Origin of the sequence: Streptomyces sp. So13.3, assembly GCF_005860785.2 — a bacterium.
Lineage (GTDB): Bacteria > Actinomycetota > Actinomycetes > Streptomycetales > Streptomycetaceae > Actinacidiphila > Actinacidiphila fildesensis.
In genome coordinates this window covers 863,874-882,580 of sequence record NZ_CP048835.1, presented here as the reverse complement: position 1 = coordinate 882,580, position 18,707 = coordinate 863,874, and the positions used below count along the sequence as shown (strand labels likewise).

Below are 18,707 nucleotides of genomic sequence, written 5' to 3'. Positions count from 1 at the left end.
CATGGATCTTCGCACGGCGACCCGTGCATTCCGTTGCTGCCCCGTGCACCCTCCGGTGCGGGGCGAACGTCTCAGGCACGCTCGGCGGCGAACGGCCGGCCGGCGCCGAAGGCCAGGGCGCCGAAGCGGTCGCCCATGCGGCGGTGCGTGGCCGCGTCCGGGTGGAGCTGGTCGGGCAGCGGCAGCTCGGCGAAGTCCGCCTCACCGTAGAGTTCACGGCCGTCGAGGTAGTGCAGGTTCGGATCGTCGGCCGACCGCTGCTTCACGACACGGGCCAGTTCGTCCCGGATGACGTTGAGCGTCAGCTTCCCCGCGGCGCGTTCCGCCGGGTCGCCCGCGGCCAGGAACCGGATCTTCCCTTCACTCAGGTTGCTGAAGTCGGGTGCGCTGGGGCCGGGAGTGTCCTCGTGGATGGGGCACAGGACGGGGGAGACGACCAGCAGCGGAACGGTGGGATGCCCCTCGCGGATGGTGTCGAGGAAACCGTGCACGGCCGGGGTGAAGGCGCGCAGCCGCATCACGTCGGTGTTGACCAGGTTGATGCCGATCTTGACGCTGATGAGGTCCGCCGGGGTGTCCCGCAGGGCGCGGGCGGTGAACGGATCGAGCAGCGCGCTGCCGCCCAGACCGAGGTTGATCAGCGCCACGCCACCGAGGGAGGCGGCCAGCGCCGGCCAGGTCGTGGTGGGGCTCGCGGCGTCGGAACCATGGCTGATCGAACTGCCGTGGTGCAACCACACACGGCCGTCCTCCTCCGCCGCCTCCACCGGGGCGTCCGTGCGCAGCGCCACCAGCTGGGTGATCTCGTTGTAGGGCAGCCAGATCTCGACGTTCTTCATCCGGTCGGGCAGACCGGGGAACCGGACGGTGCCGACCGGTCCTGGCCGGTTCTCCACCGACCCGGTGGTCATGTCCACCAGCAGCACATTGCCGCCGGTCACACCGGCCTGCCCGGCGAGGCGGCCATCGACGAGCAGGTCGTACACGCCGTCCGGACGTGGCGGGGCGCCCTGGTAGGCCATCTTGGTGCGGAGGGTGTCCAGCTCGACCGCGGTGGCCCGGGTGCGGAAAACCAGCCGAACGCCGGAAGGCTGCGCCTCCACCATGGCCAGCTGCCCGTCGGAGCACTGCGCGCGGGTCCGCGCGGGCAGCCGGTGCGGCAGCACCCCGTGCTCGGTGAACTCCAGCTCGAGCGCGCCGCGGACGAGGTCCGCGGTGACGGGCGTGGTGGTCCAGTCCGTGCCCTGAGGCTCTGTGCCCGGGGGCTCCGTGTCCTGGGACGGGATGGCGGAGCCGGCGACGGGGTCGTGCTGAGAGGTCATGATCCCACCTTGTCAACCGGTTACCGGGTCCGCACATGATTTACCGGTCCGCCGCCCCGAGCCCGGCGCCGCAGGCCGCTCGGAATCCGGTGGAGGTGCGCAACGTCCCCGGTCATGATGGGCGCCATGAGCAATCGTGTACCTCCCGTCCAGAGCCTGATCGTCGTCGACGTCCAGTCGGCCTTCGTCTCCGGTGCGGGGGCGGTGCCCGCGGCGGACCGGCTCGTGGACCGGACGACGGATCTGATCGCACGGGCCCGGAAGAGCGGTGCGCTCATCGTCCATCTCCAGAACGACGGTCCGGCCGGAGCGGAGGACGAGCCCCACACGCCCGGCTGGGAACTCCACCACCCCATCGAGGCCGGCCCCGCGGAAGTCGTGATCCGCAAGCCCAAGGACGATGGCTTCAACGGAACGTCACTGGGCACCCTGTTGACCGCATCGGGGGTGCACGCGCTCGCCGTCTGCGGGGTGATGTCCGAGATGTGCGTCCAGGCGACGGCCCGCACGGCTCTGGCGCTGGGATACCGGGTCGTTCTGCCGCACGACGCCCACGCGACGCAGGACATCCCGGCGGCACCCGGAATCAGCGACGGGATCCCGGCCGCCACGGTGTCACGGGTCGCCGAATGGGCCCTCGGCAACGAGGCCGAGGTCATCGCCCACGCCTCGGATGTGACCTTCGCGCCCCCGCTCCCGCGGCCCGCCGATCCCACCCGCGACTGATCGTGAGACCTCGGGCGGCATGATTGCCGCGCCTGCCGCGAGGGGGCAGGATGCGGGGATGCGCTTCTCGATCAACATTCCGAACTTCGGGGACTTCGCCGACGCAAGGGCGGTGGCGACGGTTGCCGCAGCGGCTGAGCAGGCGGGCTGGGACGGGCTGTTCGTCTGGGATCACGTGGTCCACGACAAGATCCAGCGACGCGGCCAGGCCTTCGGGGATCCATGGATGCTGCTCACCGCCGCGGCGTTGGCGACCTCCCGGATCAAACTGGGCACGCTGGTCACTCCGGTGGCGCGCCGGCGTCCCCAGCAGCTCGCCCGTCAGGTGGCCACCCTGGACGCACTCAGCGGCGGACGGGTGATCTTCGGTGCGGGACTGGGCGGGCCGATCGAGGACGAGTACGGCAGCTTCGGCGAGCCGACCGACCCGGTCGTGCTGGCCGAGCGGCTGGACGAGGGACTGGACCTGCTGGGGCGCTACTGGTCGGGCGACCCGGTGAACCATCACGGGAAGCACTACGAAGTGCGGGACGTGACCCTGCTCCCCGCCACGGTGCAACGCCCCCGCCCGCCCGTCTGGATCGCCGGATTCTGGCCGAACCGTCCGCCGATGCGGCGGGCCGCCCGCTGGGACGGCGCGGTTCCGCTGTTCACCTCCGCCAAACACGGCCACGTACCGCATGTCGAGGAGGTCGTGGACCTGGTCGCCTATGTCCGGCGGCATCGCGAGGACCGGCACGAGGTGCCCTTCGAGTTCGTCCTCGGTGGCGCCAGCCCCGCCGACAGCGCCAAGGCGCACGACCTGATCGGGCCGCTGCTCGACGCCGGTGCCACCTGGTGGGACGAACGTCAGCTCCAGACCAGCGATGAACTCGACCGGCTCGCACCGGTGCTGCGCCGCATCGAACAGGGTCCGCCGGCCTTCTAGGCCGTCAGCCGACCCTGTTCAGCAGCCACTTCTGGGCGTCGGTCTGGTTGCTCTCCCACTGCTGGACGTTGGCGTGGTTGGCCGTGCTGGCGTTGTCGACGTCGAGGACCTTGCCGCTGTTGACGTTCGTCAGGGTGTAGCTGCCGCACGCCAGTCGGTGGATCAGCCACTTCTGGGCGTTGGAGCCGTTGGCCTCCCACTGCTGGACGTTGGCGCCGTTGTGCGTGCCGGCGCCGCTCACGTCCAGAGCCTTGCCGCTGTTGGCGCTGATCACGATGTGGACGCCATCGCCGAGCGGGTTGATCCGCCACAACTGGGCCTTGGAACCGTTGGGTTGGTACTGCTGGACGTTGGCGCCGGAGGCCGAGGCGGCGTTCACCACGTCGAGTGCCTTGCCGCTGTTGACGTTGGCCAGGGTGTAGATCCCGGCGGTGAGCGAGGCGAGCTGCGGGGCGGGTTCCTCGAGCCGCACAGAGGAGACCGCGTCGTTCAGGTCCTCGATCGGACAGTCGTCGAGGAGGCCCGCACCCCTTGACCCGCTTCTCCTGACACCGGTCAGGCCCTGCCCCGGGTCCAGGCCGATCTCCCGGCCCCCGTAGTCCGCATGGTCGAAGCAGCCGACGTAGTACCGCGTGTGGTTCACGATCGACGAGGCGCGGTCGTTGAAGCCGTGGTCCTGGAGATCGGCGATGCTCTGGTCGGAGATCAGGATCTCGCCGGATCTGTTCCCCTCGTTGAAGCCGGCGTCGTCGTACAGCGCCCAGTAGTCCTCCGGACAGGCGTACCTGCCCGCGCCGCGGATGATCCTGACCGTCACGTCGCCCTCCCCGGTGTCGTCGCTACCGTAGGTGAGCGCGGGATTGCCCGTCCACGGTGCCGCGGGCCGAGCGGCGTGATCCGGTCAGGCCCGCCTCCGTGCACCCGCGAAAGGCCCGGTGCCGCGTTGCGTGGGGCAACGACCCAGGGGAATGCGCCTGGGCACCGGGCCTTCCGTGTGCTCTGCGGGGACCGCTCAGCTGTGGGAGACGGTCAGCCCGTAGAAGGCGACTCGCGCGCCCTTGGTGGTGCTGTCGGAGGACGACTGGTTGTACGAGCCGGCCTTGAAGTACTGCTTGTACGGGTTGAAGGACGACGGGATCGCGTAGTGCGTCGTGCTGCCGTTGACCGTCAGGTCGATCGTGTGACCGCCGGAGACGGCGATCGTGTAGCTCCACGTCTTGCCGACCGCCACGTGGCCGACGGTGTGCGGCGTCTGGCCGCCGGAGGGCGAGTTCTCGAGGCCCGCGACGATGTCGCCGTTGGAGTGGTAGTAGAGCTCGATCAGCGGCTTCGTGGAGGATCCGCCGGTGCCGAGGTGGATCTGTCCGACGCAGACGTTCGACGTCACGGACACCACGCGCAGCGTCGCGTTGAGCTTGTGGGCGCCGCTGAGCGACCAGTTCGCGGAGCTGCCGTTGGCGTTCATCTCACGGAGTTCGGAGCGGGCGTAGTTGGAGTTGGGGGTGGTGACGCCCTTCTCCGGCGCCCAGAAGGTCATGGCCCCGTCGCGGGTGTCGGTGTAGAAGTACGAGTCCTGGAACCCGTTCGGGCCCTGGAGCCGGGACGACGAGATGGTGGTCGGCGAGCCGGGGGAGCCGACCGGCTCCTGCAACTGCCATACGGACAGGTTGAAGTTGCCACCGGGCGCGACGGAGGGGGACGCCGCGTCGGCGTTGGCGCCCAGCAGGCCGAGCGTGCCGGCTATGCCCGCTGCGGTCGCCAGAGCGAGGACTTTGGAACGAAGTTTCATGTGGGGGGCCTTCCAGCGCTTGTTCAAGAACGTGAACTAGGTCTAGTCCAACGTGGCGCCAGATCTGAATAGCACGGCCTCGTTGCGCCGTCAACGACAGTCTCCGCGCGTAGAGTTCATCGCTGCAGTTCAGGGCTTCATCATTGGAGAAGAGAAGCGTGCCGGGAGCTGTGCTTCCCCCGGTTTCGGCCGGACTGCTTCGCGGCCGTATGAACTCGCCGCGTATCGCACGGAGTTCATATCCATGGACGGAGAACTGCTCGGCGGACGCCGTTATGGCCACCCGGTGCTGTCAGAGCGGCTCTCCGAGCGGCCCGTACTCCTTCTCCAGGGACGCGGCCCAGTGGGCGGCGAAGTCCGGCTGTGTGCCGTCCGCGTCGGTGAATCCGTACTCCTCGTACAGGCCCCAGGTGGCCAGCGCCCGACCGCTCTTGGTCATGATGCCGGGGTCGGCGGCCAGTGCGGCGATCGCCCGTCCCAGATAGGCCGGGGTCTCGGAGTGTGCGAAGTTCGGGTCCTTGGCCACCCCGTCGCGCCAGTTGTCCTCGGTGACGCCGAAGGTCTCCAGCATGGCCTCCGAGCGCAGGAAGCCGGGCGTGATCGCGACCGCGGCGACGCCGTGCGGTTTCAGTTCGGCCGCCTGCGCGACGGCGAGGCGGATCACGGAGGACTTCGCCAGATCGTAGAAGAACGATCCGCGATAGCGGGCGGTGTTGCCGTCGGTGACTTCCACCACCAGGCCGCTCTTGCGGGCGACCATCAGCGGCAGGGCGAAACGGCTGGTGATCACGTGCGTCTCGACCGCCTGCCGCAGCAGCCGGATCCCGGTGTCCAGGTCCTGCTCCCACAGCGGGTGTTCCCAGTCGGTGAGCGGATCGCCGCCCCACACGGAGTTGACCAGGATGTCCAACTGCCCGCTCTGCTCGGCCGCGATCCGGTCGACCAGGGCGCGGACCTCCGCCGGCCGGCTGTGGTCGGTGCGCACCGGGATGCCGAGGCCTCCGGCGGCGGTGACCGCCTGCGCGGTGGCCTCGATGGTCTCCGGCCGGTCCAGGTCGGAGGGTCCGGCCGCGCTGCTGCGGCCGGTGACGTACACCGTCGCGCCCGCGGCGCCGAGGGCGACGGCGACACCCCGCCCACCGCCCCGGGTGCCTCCGGCGACCAGGGCCACTTTGCCGGTCAGTGGCCGGATCTCATCGTTGTTCACTGCTTCTCCAGGATTGACCGGTCGGGTGGCTGGAGGTGGGGCGAGAGCGCGGCGTCGATCCCTTGCCGGAGCCGCTGGGCGAGGGTGCCCTGGCGGTCGAGCGCCCACATCAGGCCCGTGCCGGCGGTGGCTGCCTGTACGGACCGGGCCAGAGCGACGGTGTCCGTTCCCGCGCGCAGCGCGCCGGTGGACACCGCTTCCGCCAGCAGGCTCTCCACCGCCTGCCCCTGGGCCTGGTGAACGGCCAGGGCGTGCTGGTGGAACTGCGGATCGGTCAGGTCGATGCACAGAAAGGCCAGGTGGTTGGCGTACATCTCGGGCGAGGCCATGGGGGCCATCGACTCCACCGTCAGCGTCACGAGGGCATCGAGGGCCGGCTCGTGCTCGGATCGCGTGCGTCCGAAGAGTGCTCCGGCGTCCTTCGCGGACTGCTCGGCGAGCGCCAGCAGCAGACCGCGCTTGGAACCGAACCGCTGCACGAGCGTGGCGGGGACCATCCCCACCTCCCGGGCCACGACCGCCAGAGTGAGCCCCGCGGGACCCACCCGGCCGACCACCTCGGCCGTCGTACGAAGAATCACCGCGTCATCCACTCCGCGAGGGCGTCCTGTCACCATGACCCCCTCCAGTTAGTAAATGCACGTTCATTTATTAAAGCGCCTGGTCGTCCGCGCCGCAAGCGTGGCGTGGGACCGTCGCCGGAGAGGCGGGTGGGCGCGAAGAGAGAACCGGAGGTCCAGCCGTCGTTCCCCCCACGGGACGACGGCCGGACCCCCGCTGTCGCTGCTGGCCATGTGCAACGAGAACTGAACGTACGCGAGCGCTCTACGCACGGCTACCGTGCCGGGGGAATGTGGCCGAGAATCAACCGAAAAGAGTCGAACACCTGCGCAGCGCGCGCAGCCGTCGGACCTACGCCACCGGACGGCCGATCGATGTCAGGCGTAGGGGTCGAACGGGATGCCGGCAGGCTTGGAGTTGTTGAGGGCGTCGTTGAAGGTGCTGTCCGAAATCTTGATCGTGGCAGCGCCGAAGTTCGCGTTCATGAGCTTGTCGCGCAGACCCGTCGGGTAGCCGTTCCAGCCGACGAGGCGCGGATAGAACCAGCCACCGGTGACGTTCTCCGGCGGCTCGTCGTTGTTGTTCGCGAGGCGGTAGAAGTGGGTCGAGGCGCCGTCCTTGTTGTAGACGACCTTCGGGTGGGTGCCGTCGAAGCGCACCGACGAGCGCGGATACCACTTCCAGCCGCTGTGCTGCGACGTCGAGACGTACTGGACCTGGTTGTCGTTGATCCACACCACGACGTGTTCCCAGTCGTGCCGGTGTCCGATGGCCGCGGGTCCGAGGGTGGCCTGGTCCTTCTCGAAGTAGCCGGCGTACACGACCGCGCACCAGCCGTTGTTGCACTTCTCGCGCGAGTACGTGTTGGAGTTCGCCAGCTGGGGGTAGTCGTGGCAGTGGCCGTTCACATCCCCGCCCGGTTTCAGGCCGGGGTTGAGGGTGCCGTCGGTGCCGATGGCGGCGGTCGCGTAGCAGCCGTCCCCGTCGTAGTCGAAGGCCGGGGAGAAGGACTGCTCGAGACCGTCGGCGTTCTGCGGCAGCGACTGGAGGATGGAGGCGCTCGCGTCGGTGGGGACCATCATCACCAGAGCCGCCGCGCTGAGGACACTTGCGAGCGCGGACCGGCGGAACCTTCCCGGACGCGTCGGACGGCGGATCGCCGCTTTCCCGGGGATTGTCGTCGACGACAGCATGCTGCGCACATCAACTCCATAGCAATGCATATGGGGTGAGAAATCCTCGCCCGGATTCCTGGCTGGGAATTGGGCAACTCTACGACGGTGACGTCGGCCGCAGAAGTCTCCGGACGAAAGGTCCGGTGTCCCGGACATGAATTGCGAACCTACTGAACGATGCGGAATCAGCAGCGCAACGGGGGTCCGGCCGGCCTGGCGGGGGCTGTGTCAGTGGTCCGTGTGAGACTGCGTCACATGTCTCTCGCCGATCTCACTCTTGACCAGTGGCGGTCGCTCGACCTGCCGGCCGCCCGATGTTTCGCGCAGCTGGCCGCCGACCGGGTCGGCGGCCGCGTGTCCCTGGTCGGCGCCGTCGAGCACCTTGGCGCGCCGTGGCACCGCGCCCGCATCGAGAAGGACGGGCGGGAGTTCGCCCTGATACCCGGCGGCGAAGTGACGCTCGGATTCGACGTCGACGCCTGGCAGCCGACTGCGGGGCAACTCGCCGACTACGCGGAGAGCTTGGAAGAGGGCTTCGGCTACGGATCGGACCTGAAGGCGCATCTCGCCGAGCTGGTCGGTCCGCGGCGGACCGTCACGTTGGCCACGGTGCTCATGAGCGTCGAGGACGTGGATCTCACCGAGCTGCCTGCCGACATGCCGGCCCTGCTCGCGGAGAGCGGTGCGCGGATGCCGAGCGCCGACGAGTGGGAGTACGCCTGCGGAGCAGGGGCGGCCACGCTGTTCCGGTGGGGCGACGAGTGCTCCCTCGACCGGACGCCGTACGAGGACGGCACCGGACCCCAGCATGAGCTGAGCGCCTTCGGGCTGCGCATCGCCTACGACGTCTACCGCACGGAACTGAGCAGTGATGTGACCGCCGTTCACGGTGGTGACGGCGGGGAGGCGGTCTGCGGGGGCTATGGCAACCTGTTGGCGTGGCTGCCGCTGGCCACCGCCAACCGCAATCCCTTTCTGGCCGAGTTCGTGTACGGCCCGGACGGCGAGGGAATCTGTGCGGAATTCTCCACGCGCCATGTCCTCACGCTTGCCTAGCCTTTCCGTTCGCTGCGTTGCCGTGCGGTCGGTACCGTCGATGCGGCCGATTCGTTCGATGCGGTCGATGCGGTTGCCGGGAGGAAATCGACTGTTCTGCCGGCGGTCCGCGGAAAGATCTTTCGGTGTATGCCGGTTCACGGCACAATCGCTCCGTGACGATCACTGAAACCCCCGGTCCCCATCGCGCAGGACCGGTCGCCCTGGTCCGCGGATTCCTGGCCGCCGGGGTGGCCGGTGCCGCGGTGGCGTGCGTCGTCGTCGGGATCGTGATCGGGAACGTGGCCCTGTGGTGTGTCGGCGGCGGGCTCCTCGTTCTGACGGTCGTGGTCATGACCGTCGCGGGGCGGTTGAAGCGTGCGCGGACGCCACCTCAGGAGAAGCGCCGGGCGCTGGCCATGATCGAGAGCCGGCGCGCCACCAGCGGTGAGTCGGCGGACGTTCCGATCAGGTTCGTCCTGACGGTGGCGCCGGACGACCGGGCCGCCTACCGGGTCGAGTTCTCCCAGCCGATCAACCTGGTCGACGTTCCCGACTACCGGCCGCGCGGCATCGTGGTGGTCGAATACCCCGCCGACGAACCATGGGCTGTCAGGATCATCACCGAACCGGACCAGGAGTGGGCGGCCAGGGCGGCGGAGGCGTTGCTCGACTCCGCGCCCGAGTCCAGTCTGGTGAAGGATCCGACCAAGTGGGGTTCGTGCTGCCTGATCGGCGTCGCGGGGATTCTCATCGGTGCGGCGATCGTCGTTCTGCTGTTCCGCGCGGAACTGTTCCGCGATGAGGGCGGGGACGGGGTGAAGTCCGCTGGAACGGGCAGCTCTTCGTCCTCCACGACCACCTCCTCGTCGAGCACGACGACCGCACAGACCTCGGAGTCGATGCTGCAGGACGGACGGATGCGCCGTACCGCCGACGCGATGATCGCGGCCCACTCGCCGATGGCCGTCGAATTCACCATCGAGGACCACCGGATGTCGGCCCGCGGCGTCGGCCCGGCTGATGCGACCGCTGCTCACCCACCCATCGACCTGCGGACCCTGCCGTACGAACGGCTCCCCGGCCTGGTCCACGAGGCGCGCACCACGCTCGGGATCAGCGACGCCGGCACCTGGCACATCGATGTCGACCACGACCCGAAGACCAAGGCGTTGCTCATCCGTGTGACGGTAACGGACGCTCACCGGTCGGCCTTCCTGCTCGCGGACGCGCTGGGCCGGGTCACCCAGCGCGGCGGCCGCTGACCAGGGGCTCTGACGCGGGGCCTCCGACGTCCGGTCGGGCGGCTCTCAGCGGGTGGCGGCTCCGCCCGCGATCTCGTGCAGCTGATCCCGCAGGGTGAGCGCCGCGGGCAGCGGGGCGGCGGGTAGCGCGGTGTGGATGGTCCGGCGGGGGAGAGGGCTGTCGAGCGGGCGCAGTACGAGTTCGGCCGGGACTGCCCACGCGGCCAGCGCAGGGACCAGCGCGACGCCCAGGCCGGCGGCGGCGTAGCCGAACTTCCCGGTCCACTCGGCGATTCTGATGAGCTTCCGGGGAGTGAAACCCGCCCGGGCACAGGCGTCGTCGAGGAGGGTGGGCCGGCCGGCGGGTGGGTCCTGGAGCCACGTCTCGTCGCGCAGGTCGCGCAGGTCGATCGTCGCGGTCGCGGCCAGCCGGTGCTCGCGGGGGAGAACGACGAGCAGCTCGTCCTGCAGCAGTTGGGTCGTCGTAACGCCCTCGGCCGTCGGGAGGCCGGACGGGTAGTCGCTGACCACGGCAAGGTCGAGAGCTCCGTCCGCGAGGCGCTGCACCAACGCGTTGCTGCGGCCTTCCACGGCGATGACTTCGATGTCGGGCCGTGCCTGATGGAACGCCCGCAGGGCGGCGGGCACCAGGGAGATGTTCGCGGTCGCGAACGCACCAACACGCAGCGTCCCGCCGTGCCCCGCGTGGATGGCGGCGACCTCCCGTTCCGCCCGCGCCAGGCGATCGAGCACGTCCACTGCGTGGCGATGCAGCGCGTGGCCTGCGGGGTTCAGCCGTACACCACGGGGGAGCCGCTCGAACAGCGGCCCGCCCGCCCGCTGTTCGAGCGTGGCGATCCGGCGGGACACCGCGGATTGTGTGTAGCTGAGCCGGACCGCGGCCTGGGTGAACGACCCCGTGTCGGCGACGGTGACAAGCAGACGCAGTGCGTCGATCTCAAACACATTCCCCCCATGCATGGCTGCGATGCATTGTAGTCGCTGGTGGAATGCCTTGCCCCGTCCTAACGTCACATCCGTGGCCGTGGTCGCGTCCGTCGGACCGGAACGCAGCGATACCGCCACTCCTGAGATCACATCCGAGGAGGCAGCGTGCTGTTGTTACTGCGGGTCGAGATGGAGCCGGGCCGGTGACCGCGGGAGCGGTGACCGAGCTGACGGCGATGCTGGCCGACCTGGAGGAACTCGTCGTCTGTGAGTCCTTCTCCGCCGACCATGCGGCTCTGGCCCGCAGCGCCGAAGTGGTCGGCGCGCTGGGCGCACGGCTGCTGGGCGTCGAGCCGGAGCGGATCGTGATCGAGGGCGTGACACACCTGCGATGGGTGTTCGGCACGCCGCGGGTGCTGCTGGTGGGGCATCACGACACGGTGTGGCCGACGGGGTCGCTGCGAAGCCATCCCTGGTCGGTGGTGGACGGGTTGGCCAGGGGCCGGGGGTCCTGGACATGAAGGCAGGGCTGGTGCAGATGTTCCACGCATTGGCGTCGCTGCCGTCCCTGGAGGGTGTGTGCGTGCTGGTCAACGGCGACGAGGAAGTGGGATCGCCGACCTCGCGGGAGCTGATCGAGCAGTCCGCGCGTGGGTGCGCGGCCGCGTTCGTCCTGGAGGCTTCCGCGAAGGAACAGGGTGCGCTGAAGACGGCCCGCAAGGGCACGTCACGCTACGAGGTGGTGGTGCACGGCAAGGCCGCGCACGCCGGTCGGGAGCCGCACAAGGGAGTCAACGCCGCGGTCGAGGCGGCCCACCAGGTCCTGGCCATCGCTGACTTGGCGGCCTCCGTCAATGGGTCCGGCGTGAGTAATGCCGGCTCCGCCCTGGGAGCCGCGACCATCACGCCCACGCTCCTCTCGGCCGGCAGCACCCTGAACACGGTGCCCGCGCTCGCGAAGATATCGGTGGACGTCCGGGTGCCGAGTCCGGAGGCGCAGGACCGGACGGACGCTCTGATGCGGGGGCTGACCGCCAGAACGGACGGGGCGCGGCTGGAGGTGCTGGGCGGCAGGAGACGACCACCCATGGAACCGGAGTCGTCAGCCGAGCTGTTCGCCCTCGCCGCGAGAGTCACCACGGAACTGGGTCAGGAGCCACTGCGGGGGATCGCCGTCGGCGGTGCGTCGGACGGCAATTACACCGCGGGCGTGGGCTGCCCCACGCTGGACGGCCTCGGCGGTGTCGGCAGCGGCGCCCACGCGGACTCCGAACACGTCGTGGTCGACCGGATCATTCCCCGCACCCGGCTGCTGGCCCAACTGATCGCGCGGAAACAGCGATGATCCCTGAGCGATCGAAGAAGACGTCCATGACAGCAGCGAACACTCTGCCGCCCGAAGCCCGCGAACTGGCAGCGCAGCATCATCTCGGCGCGCTGCAGGGCTCGTTCACCCCCAAGCCGATCGGCAAGGGGCTCGTTGCGCTCCACCTCTTCGCGACCGTCAACCTCCTGGCGATGTTCGTGATCCCGGGCCTGCTGTACTACTGGTGGTTGAGCCGGCTGCCGAACTTCAGCCGCAGACAGGCGGCGAAGCGTCTGCACTTGTTCGAGCACGGACTCATCGTCCACCCGCAGTTCGGCGACGGCATCGTCGCCCTCCGCTGGGAGTCCGTCCGGCTCTACCAGAACATCACCCAGACGTTCATCAACGGTGTTCCCGGCCCCACCACCTACACCTACTCCGCGGTCGGCCCGGGCAGGACGAGCGCGACGATCACCGAGTTCTACGACGGCCCCCAGACCTGGGGGCCGTGGATGCAGAACGCCGTGGTCCGCGCCCAGGGCCAGGCAGCCCTCGAAGCGGTCCTCGAGGGCGGGACCGTGAACTTCGGTTCGTTCACGCTCTCCCGCACGGGCCTGGGCGCCCGTGCCAAGGGCCAGCTGCCCTGGTCCCATGTCCAGGAATGCCGCGTCACCGCAGGCAGGGTTCATGTCATGAGGACGGGAGCAGCCACCCCCTGGTCCAGTGACCCGGTCGGCGACGTCGCGAACCTCCACCTCTTCCTCACCCTCGCCGCCAACCTCGCCCCGGAGTGACCGACCCGCGGCAGCCACCTCCGCCGCATCGTCGTCCCGTACCGTCAGCCGGTGGCCGGTCCGGTCCAGTCGGCGGCCACGTGGCCGAGGCGGACGCGCTGCGGGTGGTAGCCGACGGGGACGGAGAGGATCTTCTGTCCGGTGGCGAAGTCGATCGCGGTGATCTGGTTCGCTCCGCTCTCGGAGATGATGCAGGACTTGCCGTCCCCGCTCAGCGTGGCCCAGTACGGTTTCGACGCCGGAATGAGCGGGCCCTCCTGCAGTGTCGTCCGGTCGACGACCGTCGCGTAGTCGTCCACGGTGCCGGCGACGCAGAGCTTGGCACCGTCCGGACTCATCGACAGGCCGTGGTCGCGGGAGTCGTTGGGCCAGGTGGTCCGGTCCGGATCGGTGGCCGGGTTCTCCGGCAGGGTCTTGACCCGGGTGATCGTGTCCGTGGCGACCGAGTACTCGACGAAGCCGTTGAAGAAGGACACCTGGAAGTACAGCTTCGACCAGTCCGGGGAGAACGCCACCGGGCGGACGGCATTGGAGAGGTCCGAGCGGCCGAACGCGTTGAGGCGGGCCCGCATGTCGATGGTCCGGATCGGCCGGTAGGTGGCGCCGTCGACGACGGTGATGTGCCGGTCGCCCTTGGTCCAGTCCCACAGTGGGGCGTCGAGGTTCGTCTGGACCTCACCGATCGACATGTTCCACAGATACTTTCCGTCCTCGGTGAAGACGTTCTCGTGCGGCTTGTCGCCGGTCGGGAACGAGCCGAGCTGCCGGCCGGTCTGGATGTCGATCACAAAGGCTGCGTTCGCCAGGGAGGCGGAGACGACGACGCGGCGGCCGTCGGGGGAGAGCGCCATGTGGTCGGATCGGTAACCAGCGACCCCGTAGCGCCAGTTGACCTTCCCCGTGGCGAGGTCGAGCGAGACCACGTCCCCGAAGCTGGGTCGGGAGACGACCACGGACTTTCCGTCCGGCGTTGTGTACATGTCGTCGACGTACTGGTCGTGGCCCTCGCCGGGGCCTTGCTGGATGGCGAGGTAGATGGCGAGCCGTACCGGGTTGAGGTAGATCTCGGTGAGCCGCTGGACCTTGTCGGGGATCACGTTGATGTGCCCGACCTTCGCGAACGTGCCGGTGGAGCGGACCACATCGGCGGTGCCGTCCCAGTTGTTGCCGACGAACAGCACCTCCTTGAGGGGGTCGGCGGCTCTGGGCTCGGCGCCGGCCGGAGCGGTGCACAGGGCGGCGAGGGCCAGGGTTGCGGCGAGCAGCACGAGGGAAGTCCTCGGGCGCTTGACTGCGGTCATGGAAACTCCGGGGGTCGGATGCATCGAACGGGGGCTGGATGACCGGGAGTTCACAGCGGCCCGGGCGGAGACGGCGCGGCGCCGTGCCGGACGGCGGGGTCTCCAGCACGGCACACCGGTGTTACTTTTCGGTAGTCCAAAGGAAACCAAGGCGGCTCGCACCACCGATAGGCAGCGGTCCCCAATGACCTGGCCTTCGGTTGTGAATCGGCACCAAGCGTCCCTGGATACCGGGCGGAGGCGGTAAGACGTGGTGGCTGAACCGGGTCGTAGCGCTCTCACCGCGGTGTTCCGGGCCATGGCAGGCGACCCGGCCGTCGTCGACGAGGTCGTCGCGGCGGCGCGTGCCGAGTCCGCTGAGGTGGCCAGGCTTCCGCCCGCGGAGAACCGGCGGCACGTCGAGGTGATGCTGGCTGCCGGGCTGGCCGCATTCGTACGACCCGGGCAACCCGGCGATCCGGAACGCGGACCGGAACGCGGACCGGAGCTCGGACCCGACTCCGGCCCCGAGATCCACCCCCAGGTCCGGCCGGATGTCGATCCGGACTTCGAGGCGGCCGCCCTGCTGGGTGCCGACCGGGCCGCGCAGGGCGTGCCGATCACCGCCCTGCTGCGCGGCGTCCAGGCGGGCCGCAGCCGCGCGGTGCAGATCGCCATGGAACGGGCCCGGGCGGCAGGCGTGCCCGCGGAGCTCATGCTGGAGGTTCTGCTGGAGTCGGACCGCTACACCGGCGCGCTGGAGATTCACGTCATCACCGGCTACCACGATGCCGAGTTGGAGCTGGCCCGTACGGCGCGCGACGCCCGCACCCAGGTGTTGCGCCGGCTGCTGCTCGACGACGCCCGCACGCTGACCGCCGACGAGCTGGCCGAGACCGGGCTGCAACCGCACGGGCAGTACCACTGTGTCGTGTCGGATGTGACCGACCCGCTGCGCGCCCGCGCTATGGAGCGGCAGCTCGCGACCAACCCCGGCCTGTTCGGCCTGGTCGACGGCAAGCTGACCGGAATCGCCGGCCGGCTCCCCGCGTCCGGACCGCCCGACGCCCAGGCGCTGGTGGTGGTCGCACCGCAGGCCCCGCTGGACCGGATCCGCCCCCTGTACGCACTGTGCCTGAACGCTCTTGGAGCCGCGGAAGAGCTCGGCCTGCGCGGCCTGCACCACGTCACCGACCTCGCCGGGCAGAGCGCGCTGTCCACCCAGCCGGCCATGGCGGACCTACTGAGCCGGACCCTCCTCGGAGCCCTCGACCCGGCGGATTCCTTCCACCGGCAACTCGCGGCGACCGTGCTCGCCTACCTCGATCACGGGCAGCGCTTCGACCGCACCGCGACGGCCCTGCACGTCCACCCGAACACCATCCGCTACCGGCTCACCCGCTTCGAGGAAACCGTCGGGACGTCGCTGGAGGCCGTCACCGTGGAGAGCCGGGCGGCCGTCATGGACACCCTGCACTGGTGGTGGGCGCTGCGGACCTGGCTCGGACCGCCCTGACGCGGCTCCCGTGGGTCTCCGACCGGTGACGGCGCGTCACCGGACGGAGCCGGGTGTGCGGGTGTTCCATCGGTCGGTACGGGTAGGCGAAGCCGACAGTAGCGATCGGGAGGGCAGTCCGCTGATGACACAGCAGTCCGAGAAAGCGGCCGGGTCCCGGTCGGAAGAGGACAGCAAAACCAAGGTCACGATCATCATGGCGCTCGGTGCCAATCTGGTCATCGCCGTCGCCAAGGCCGTCGGAGGGCTCTTCGCGGGATCTCCCGCCCTGCTGTCCGAGGCCGCCCACTCGGTGGCGGACAGCATGAACGAGGTCTTCCTGCTGGCCTCGCTCAAGCGCAGCAAGCGTGCCCCGGACAACGAGCACCCGTTCGGCTACGGCAAGGACCGGTTCTTCTGGTCGCTGCTCGCCGCGGTCGGAATCTTCACGATGGGTGGCTGCTTCTCGGTCTTCCAGGGTGTCGAAGCGCTGCATTCGAGCGGTGAGGAGAGCCGTTCCGGCTATCTGGTGGGACTCGGCGTCCTGGTCGTCGCGCTGCTCGCCGAGGGGGCGTCGCTGGCGAAGGCGCTGCTGCAGGTGCGCGGGCAGGCCCGCGAGGCGGGCCGGGGCCTGCTGCAGCAGATCCGGGTGGCCGACGATCCGGCGCTGCGGACAGTCATGGCCGAGGACGGCACCGCCGTGATCGGTGTGTTGCTGGCCATCGCCGGAATGGCGCTGCACATGGCCACCGGGCAGGTGCAGTGGGAGGCCGGCGCGTCCCTGGCCATCGGCGTTCTGCTCATCTACGTCGCCTACCGGCTCGGCAAGGACGCCCGAGGGCAGCTGATCGGTGAGGCCGTCGATCCCGGGCTGCAACTGCGGATACGGTCCTTCCTGGCAGAACAGCCCGAGATCGACGCCGTCACCTCGCTGCTGACCATGCGGCTGGGCATGGACTCCACACTGGTCGCCGCGCGGGTGGACCTGGTGGGCGGGCTGGACAGCGAGGAGGTCGAGGAGATCTCCGGGCGGATCAAGAGCGAGATGCGGGAGAAGTGGCCGACGGCCGACCACGTCTTCCTCGACATCACCCACGCCTCGGACCAGGACCGCTCCCGGGCCGGCCGGGACCGGGAGATCCTCGACGGGGCGGCCACGGAACACCCCGCAGGTCACTGAGGGGCCCGGGGGACTCCAGTCCGGTGCCCTAGTACCAGCCGGTGCAGATGACCGTGCCGTTGTAGCCGCAGGCCCTCATGACGTAACCGGCGTCGTTGAAGGCGGGTGTGAACGTGCCTGTGCCGGACCGCAGGTACGTCATCCCCATCGGGCCCGTCCACGTCGCTCCGCCGTTGGACGACCGGTCCACCCACACCTGGTTGCCCAGCTTCGACCGGCTGATCCGACCCCACGCGCAGCGGGTGGACGCGTTGTAGCGCAGCTCGATGATCATGTTTCCGTTGTGTGCGGTCTTCTTGCTCACCGCGCTGCTCGTGTCGCACACCACCGGTGCGCTCGATGCCGCGTCGGCGGCGGGGGCCAGGGTGAGCAACCCGCCCCCGATGAGGGCGATGGCACCGATTCCGGCGGCGATCCGGCGCTTGAACACTGACATCCGCGGTCCTCTCGACAGGTTGTCGGATCAGGCCGGCACAGCCCGGATCCCACAGTGATGACCCCCGCAACAGGGGACGAACGGGATAAGCCTCTCCTATCGGGAGCTTGTTGCGCGGTGATTGCGCCGCGTGTCACCCGCCCGAGCCACAGCGGACTCCGCCCCGCCCGGGACCTCGCTACGAGGGCCGCTCCGCTCTCGGCGAACCTCTCAGCTGTCGGTGAAGTGGGGGCGCGCGGGGTCGCCGTCGGTGTTTGAGTGGGCGGATGGAGATCCTGGTATTGGGTGGAACGGCATGGCTGGGGCGCGAGGTCTCGCGACTGGCGCTGGAGCGTGGGCACCGGGTGACGTGCCTGGCCCGCGGGGAGAGCGGCCAAGTCGCCGAGGGCGCGACCCTGGTGGCCGCGGACCGGCGCGACGCGTCGGCCTACGAGATTCTGGCGGGCCAGGACTGGGACGCCGTGGTCGAGGTGTCCTGGCAGCCGGGCTTCGTCCGTGGGGCGCTGACGGCACTCGGCGAGCGGGCGGGGCACTGGTCGTACGTGTCGTCGGTCAGTGCGTACGCGTCGCATGCGCAGCCGGACGCGGACGAGTCGGCCGAGTTGCTCCCGGCTGCCGAGGGGGACGAAGTCGGGCGTGAGGAGTACGGGGAAGCCAAGGTGGCGTGCGAGCAGGCCTCGACGGCCGCGGTGGGGGGCCGGCTCCTCATCGCCCGGGCAGGACTGATCGGCGGCCCCGGTGACCACAGCGGCCGCACCGGGTACTGGGTCGGGCGGGCGGCCCGCGAACCGTTGGCTCCGATGCTCGTACCCGATTCCCCCGGGATCCCGACGCAGGCGGTCGACGCCCGGGACCTCGCGGCATGGCTGCTCGACTGCGCGGAGAAGAGGACGACCGGGACGTACAACGCGGTCGGACCGATCGTGCCCTTCGGGGAGTGGATCGCGCTGTCACGGGAGATCGGCGGGCACACCGGCCGGGTGGTGAAAGCCGATCCCGGCTGGCTGCTCGCGCAGAAGGTCGGCGAGTTCATGGGTCCGGAGTCACTCGCGATGTGGATGACCGACCAGGACTGGCTCGGCTTCAGCGCTCGCAACGGCGACGCGGCGAGCGCGGCCGGCCTGCGACACCGGCCTCGGGCCGAGCTGCTGGCGGACACCTTGCGCTGGGAGCGCCAGGAGGGTCTGGACCGGCCGCGCCGGGCCGGGTTGAGCAGCGAGCGGGAGCGGGAACTGCTCGACGCTCTGGGGTGAGTGGGGCCCGGTTACCCTGGTGGGACGG

The 18,707-nt window shown here is 69.7% G+C and carries 17 protein-coding genes and 1 pseudogene; 9 read left to right on the top strand and 9 right to left on the bottom strand.

The genetic code is table 11. The features are described 5' to 3' along the window. Positions 1 to 71: 71 nt before the first annotated feature. Positions 72 to 1,322: a GDSL-type esterase/lipase family protein gene (locus C8250_RS04140; RefSeq protein ID WP_138351537.1), complete on the bottom strand. Its 1,251-nt coding sequence runs from the start codon at positions 1,320 to 1,322 to the stop codon at positions 72 to 74. 126 nt (positions 1,323 to 1,448) lie between these two features. Between C8250_RS04140 and C8250_RS04135 the strand changes: the two genes are divergently transcribed. Both C8250_RS04135 and C8250_RS04130 read left to right on the top strand, forming a co-directional pair. Continuing rightward, the gene (locus C8250_RS04135) at positions 1,449 to 2,048 is read left to right on the top strand and encodes an isochorismatase family protein (RefSeq protein WP_138351538.1); all 600 of its coding nucleotides are present in this window, start codon (positions 1,449 to 1,451) and stop codon (positions 2,046 to 2,048) included. A 58-nt stretch (positions 2,049 to 2,106) separates the two neighbouring features. Further along, positions 2,107 to 2,976: an LLM class flavin-dependent oxidoreductase gene (locus C8250_RS04130; protein ID WP_138351539.1), complete on the top strand. Its 870-nt coding sequence runs from the start codon at positions 2,107 to 2,109 to the stop codon at positions 2,974 to 2,976. Between the two features lie 4 nt (positions 2,977 to 2,980). Here C8250_RS04130 and C8250_RS04125 read toward each other — a convergent pair whose 3' ends face one another. From C8250_RS04125 to C8250_RS04105, 5 genes are all read right to left on the bottom strand, one after another. After that, on the bottom strand, positions 2,981 to 3,793 hold the full coding sequence (locus tag C8250_RS04125; protein ID WP_138351540.1) for an RICIN domain-containing protein: 813 nt from the start codon (positions 3,791 to 3,793) through the stop codon (positions 2,981 to 2,983). A gap of 195 nt (positions 3,794 to 3,988) precedes the next feature. Continuing rightward, positions 3,989 to 4,765 carry a polysaccharide lyase family 7 protein gene (locus tag C8250_RS04120; protein ID WP_138351541.1) on the bottom strand — a complete coding sequence of 259 codons (777 nt, stop codon included), beginning with the start codon at positions 4,763 to 4,765 and terminating at the stop codon, positions 3,989 to 3,991. 292 nt (positions 4,766 to 5,057) lie between these two features. Further along, the gene (locus tag C8250_RS04115; protein WP_138351542.1) at positions 5,058 to 5,972 is read right to left on the bottom strand and encodes an SDR family oxidoreductase; all 915 of its coding nucleotides are present in this window, start codon (positions 5,970 to 5,972) and stop codon (positions 5,058 to 5,060) included. After that, positions 5,969 to 6,553, bottom strand: coding sequence for a helix-turn-helix domain-containing protein (locus tag C8250_RS04110; RefSeq protein ID WP_244808963.1), 585 nt, complete (start codon positions 6,551 to 6,553; stop codon positions 5,969 to 5,971). Before C8250_RS04110 ends, C8250_RS04115 begins: the two co-directional genes overlap by 4 nt. Before the next feature lie 357 nt (positions 6,554 to 6,910). Beyond that, positions 6,911 to 7,615 (bottom strand): NPP1 family protein, encoded by a 705-nt coding sequence (locus C8250_RS04105; protein ID WP_232485374.1) that lies wholly within the window; start codon positions 7,613 to 7,615, stop codon positions 6,911 to 6,913. Positions 7,616 to 7,963: 348 nt separating this feature from the next. Between C8250_RS04105 and C8250_RS04100 the strand changes: the two genes are divergently transcribed. Continuing rightward, the gene (locus C8250_RS04100; RefSeq protein WP_138351544.1) at positions 7,964 to 8,764 is read left to right on the top strand and encodes a hypothetical protein; all 801 of its coding nucleotides are present in this window, start codon (positions 7,964 to 7,966) and stop codon (positions 8,762 to 8,764) included. A 155-nt stretch (positions 8,765 to 8,919) separates the two neighbouring features. Beyond that, complete coding sequence (locus C8250_RS04095) at positions 8,920 to 10,008, top strand: hypothetical protein (RefSeq protein WP_244808962.1); 1,089 nt, start codon at positions 8,920 to 8,922, stop codon at positions 10,006 to 10,008. 45 nt (positions 10,009 to 10,053) lie between these two features. Here C8250_RS04095 and C8250_RS04090 read toward each other — a convergent pair whose 3' ends face one another. Further along, positions 10,054 to 10,953, bottom strand: coding sequence for a LysR family transcriptional regulator (locus tag C8250_RS04090; protein ID WP_138351545.1), 900 nt, complete (start codon positions 10,951 to 10,953; stop codon positions 10,054 to 10,056). A gap of 218 nt (positions 10,954 to 11,171) precedes the next feature. Here C8250_RS04090 and C8250_RS04085 point away from each other — a divergent pair. Both C8250_RS04085 and C8250_RS04080 read left to right on the top strand, forming a co-directional pair. Further along, positions 11,172 to 12,280 (top strand): annotated as a pseudogene (locus tag C8250_RS04085) (M20 family metallopeptidase). Positions 12,281 to 12,306: 26 nt separating this feature from the next. Further along, positions 12,307 to 13,035: a DUF6585 family protein gene (locus C8250_RS04080; protein WP_138351546.1), complete on the top strand. Its 729-nt coding sequence runs from the start codon at positions 12,307 to 12,309 to the stop codon at positions 13,033 to 13,035. Between the two features lie 44 nt (positions 13,036 to 13,079). On the opposite strand, the gene C8250_RS04075 is transcribed toward C8250_RS04080, so the two are convergent. Then, positions 13,080 to 14,336, bottom strand: coding sequence for a YncE family protein (locus C8250_RS04075; RefSeq protein WP_138351547.1), 1,257 nt, complete (start codon positions 14,334 to 14,336; stop codon positions 13,080 to 13,082). A gap of 250 nt (positions 14,337 to 14,586) precedes the next feature. On the opposite strand from C8250_RS04075, the gene C8250_RS04070 reads away from it, so the two are divergent. Beyond that, entirely contained in the window at positions 14,587 to 15,831 is a 1,245-nt protein-coding gene (locus tag C8250_RS04070; protein ID WP_203218420.1) for a helix-turn-helix domain-containing protein, read from the top strand. A 124-nt stretch (positions 15,832 to 15,955) separates the two neighbouring features. Then, the gene (locus C8250_RS04065) at positions 15,956 to 16,990 is read left to right on the top strand and encodes a cation diffusion facilitator family transporter (protein WP_138351549.1); all 1,035 of its coding nucleotides are present in this window, start codon (positions 15,956 to 15,958) and stop codon (positions 16,988 to 16,990) included. Between the two features lie 28 nt (positions 16,991 to 17,018). Here C8250_RS04065 and C8250_RS04060 read toward each other — a convergent pair whose 3' ends face one another. Then, the gene (locus tag C8250_RS04060) at positions 17,019 to 17,426 is read right to left on the bottom strand and encodes a DUF2690 domain-containing protein (protein WP_138351550.1); all 408 of its coding nucleotides are present in this window, start codon (positions 17,424 to 17,426) and stop codon (positions 17,019 to 17,021) included. Positions 17,427 to 17,692: 266 nt separating this feature from the next. Here C8250_RS04060 and C8250_RS04055 point away from each other — a divergent pair, with 266 nt between their 5' ends. Then, positions 17,693 to 18,679 carry an NAD-dependent epimerase/dehydratase family protein gene (locus C8250_RS04055; RefSeq protein WP_138351551.1) on the top strand — a complete coding sequence of 329 codons (987 nt, stop codon included), beginning with the start codon at positions 17,693 to 17,695 and terminating at the stop codon, positions 18,677 to 18,679. The last annotated feature ends 28 nt before the right edge of the window (positions 18,680 to 18,707 follow it).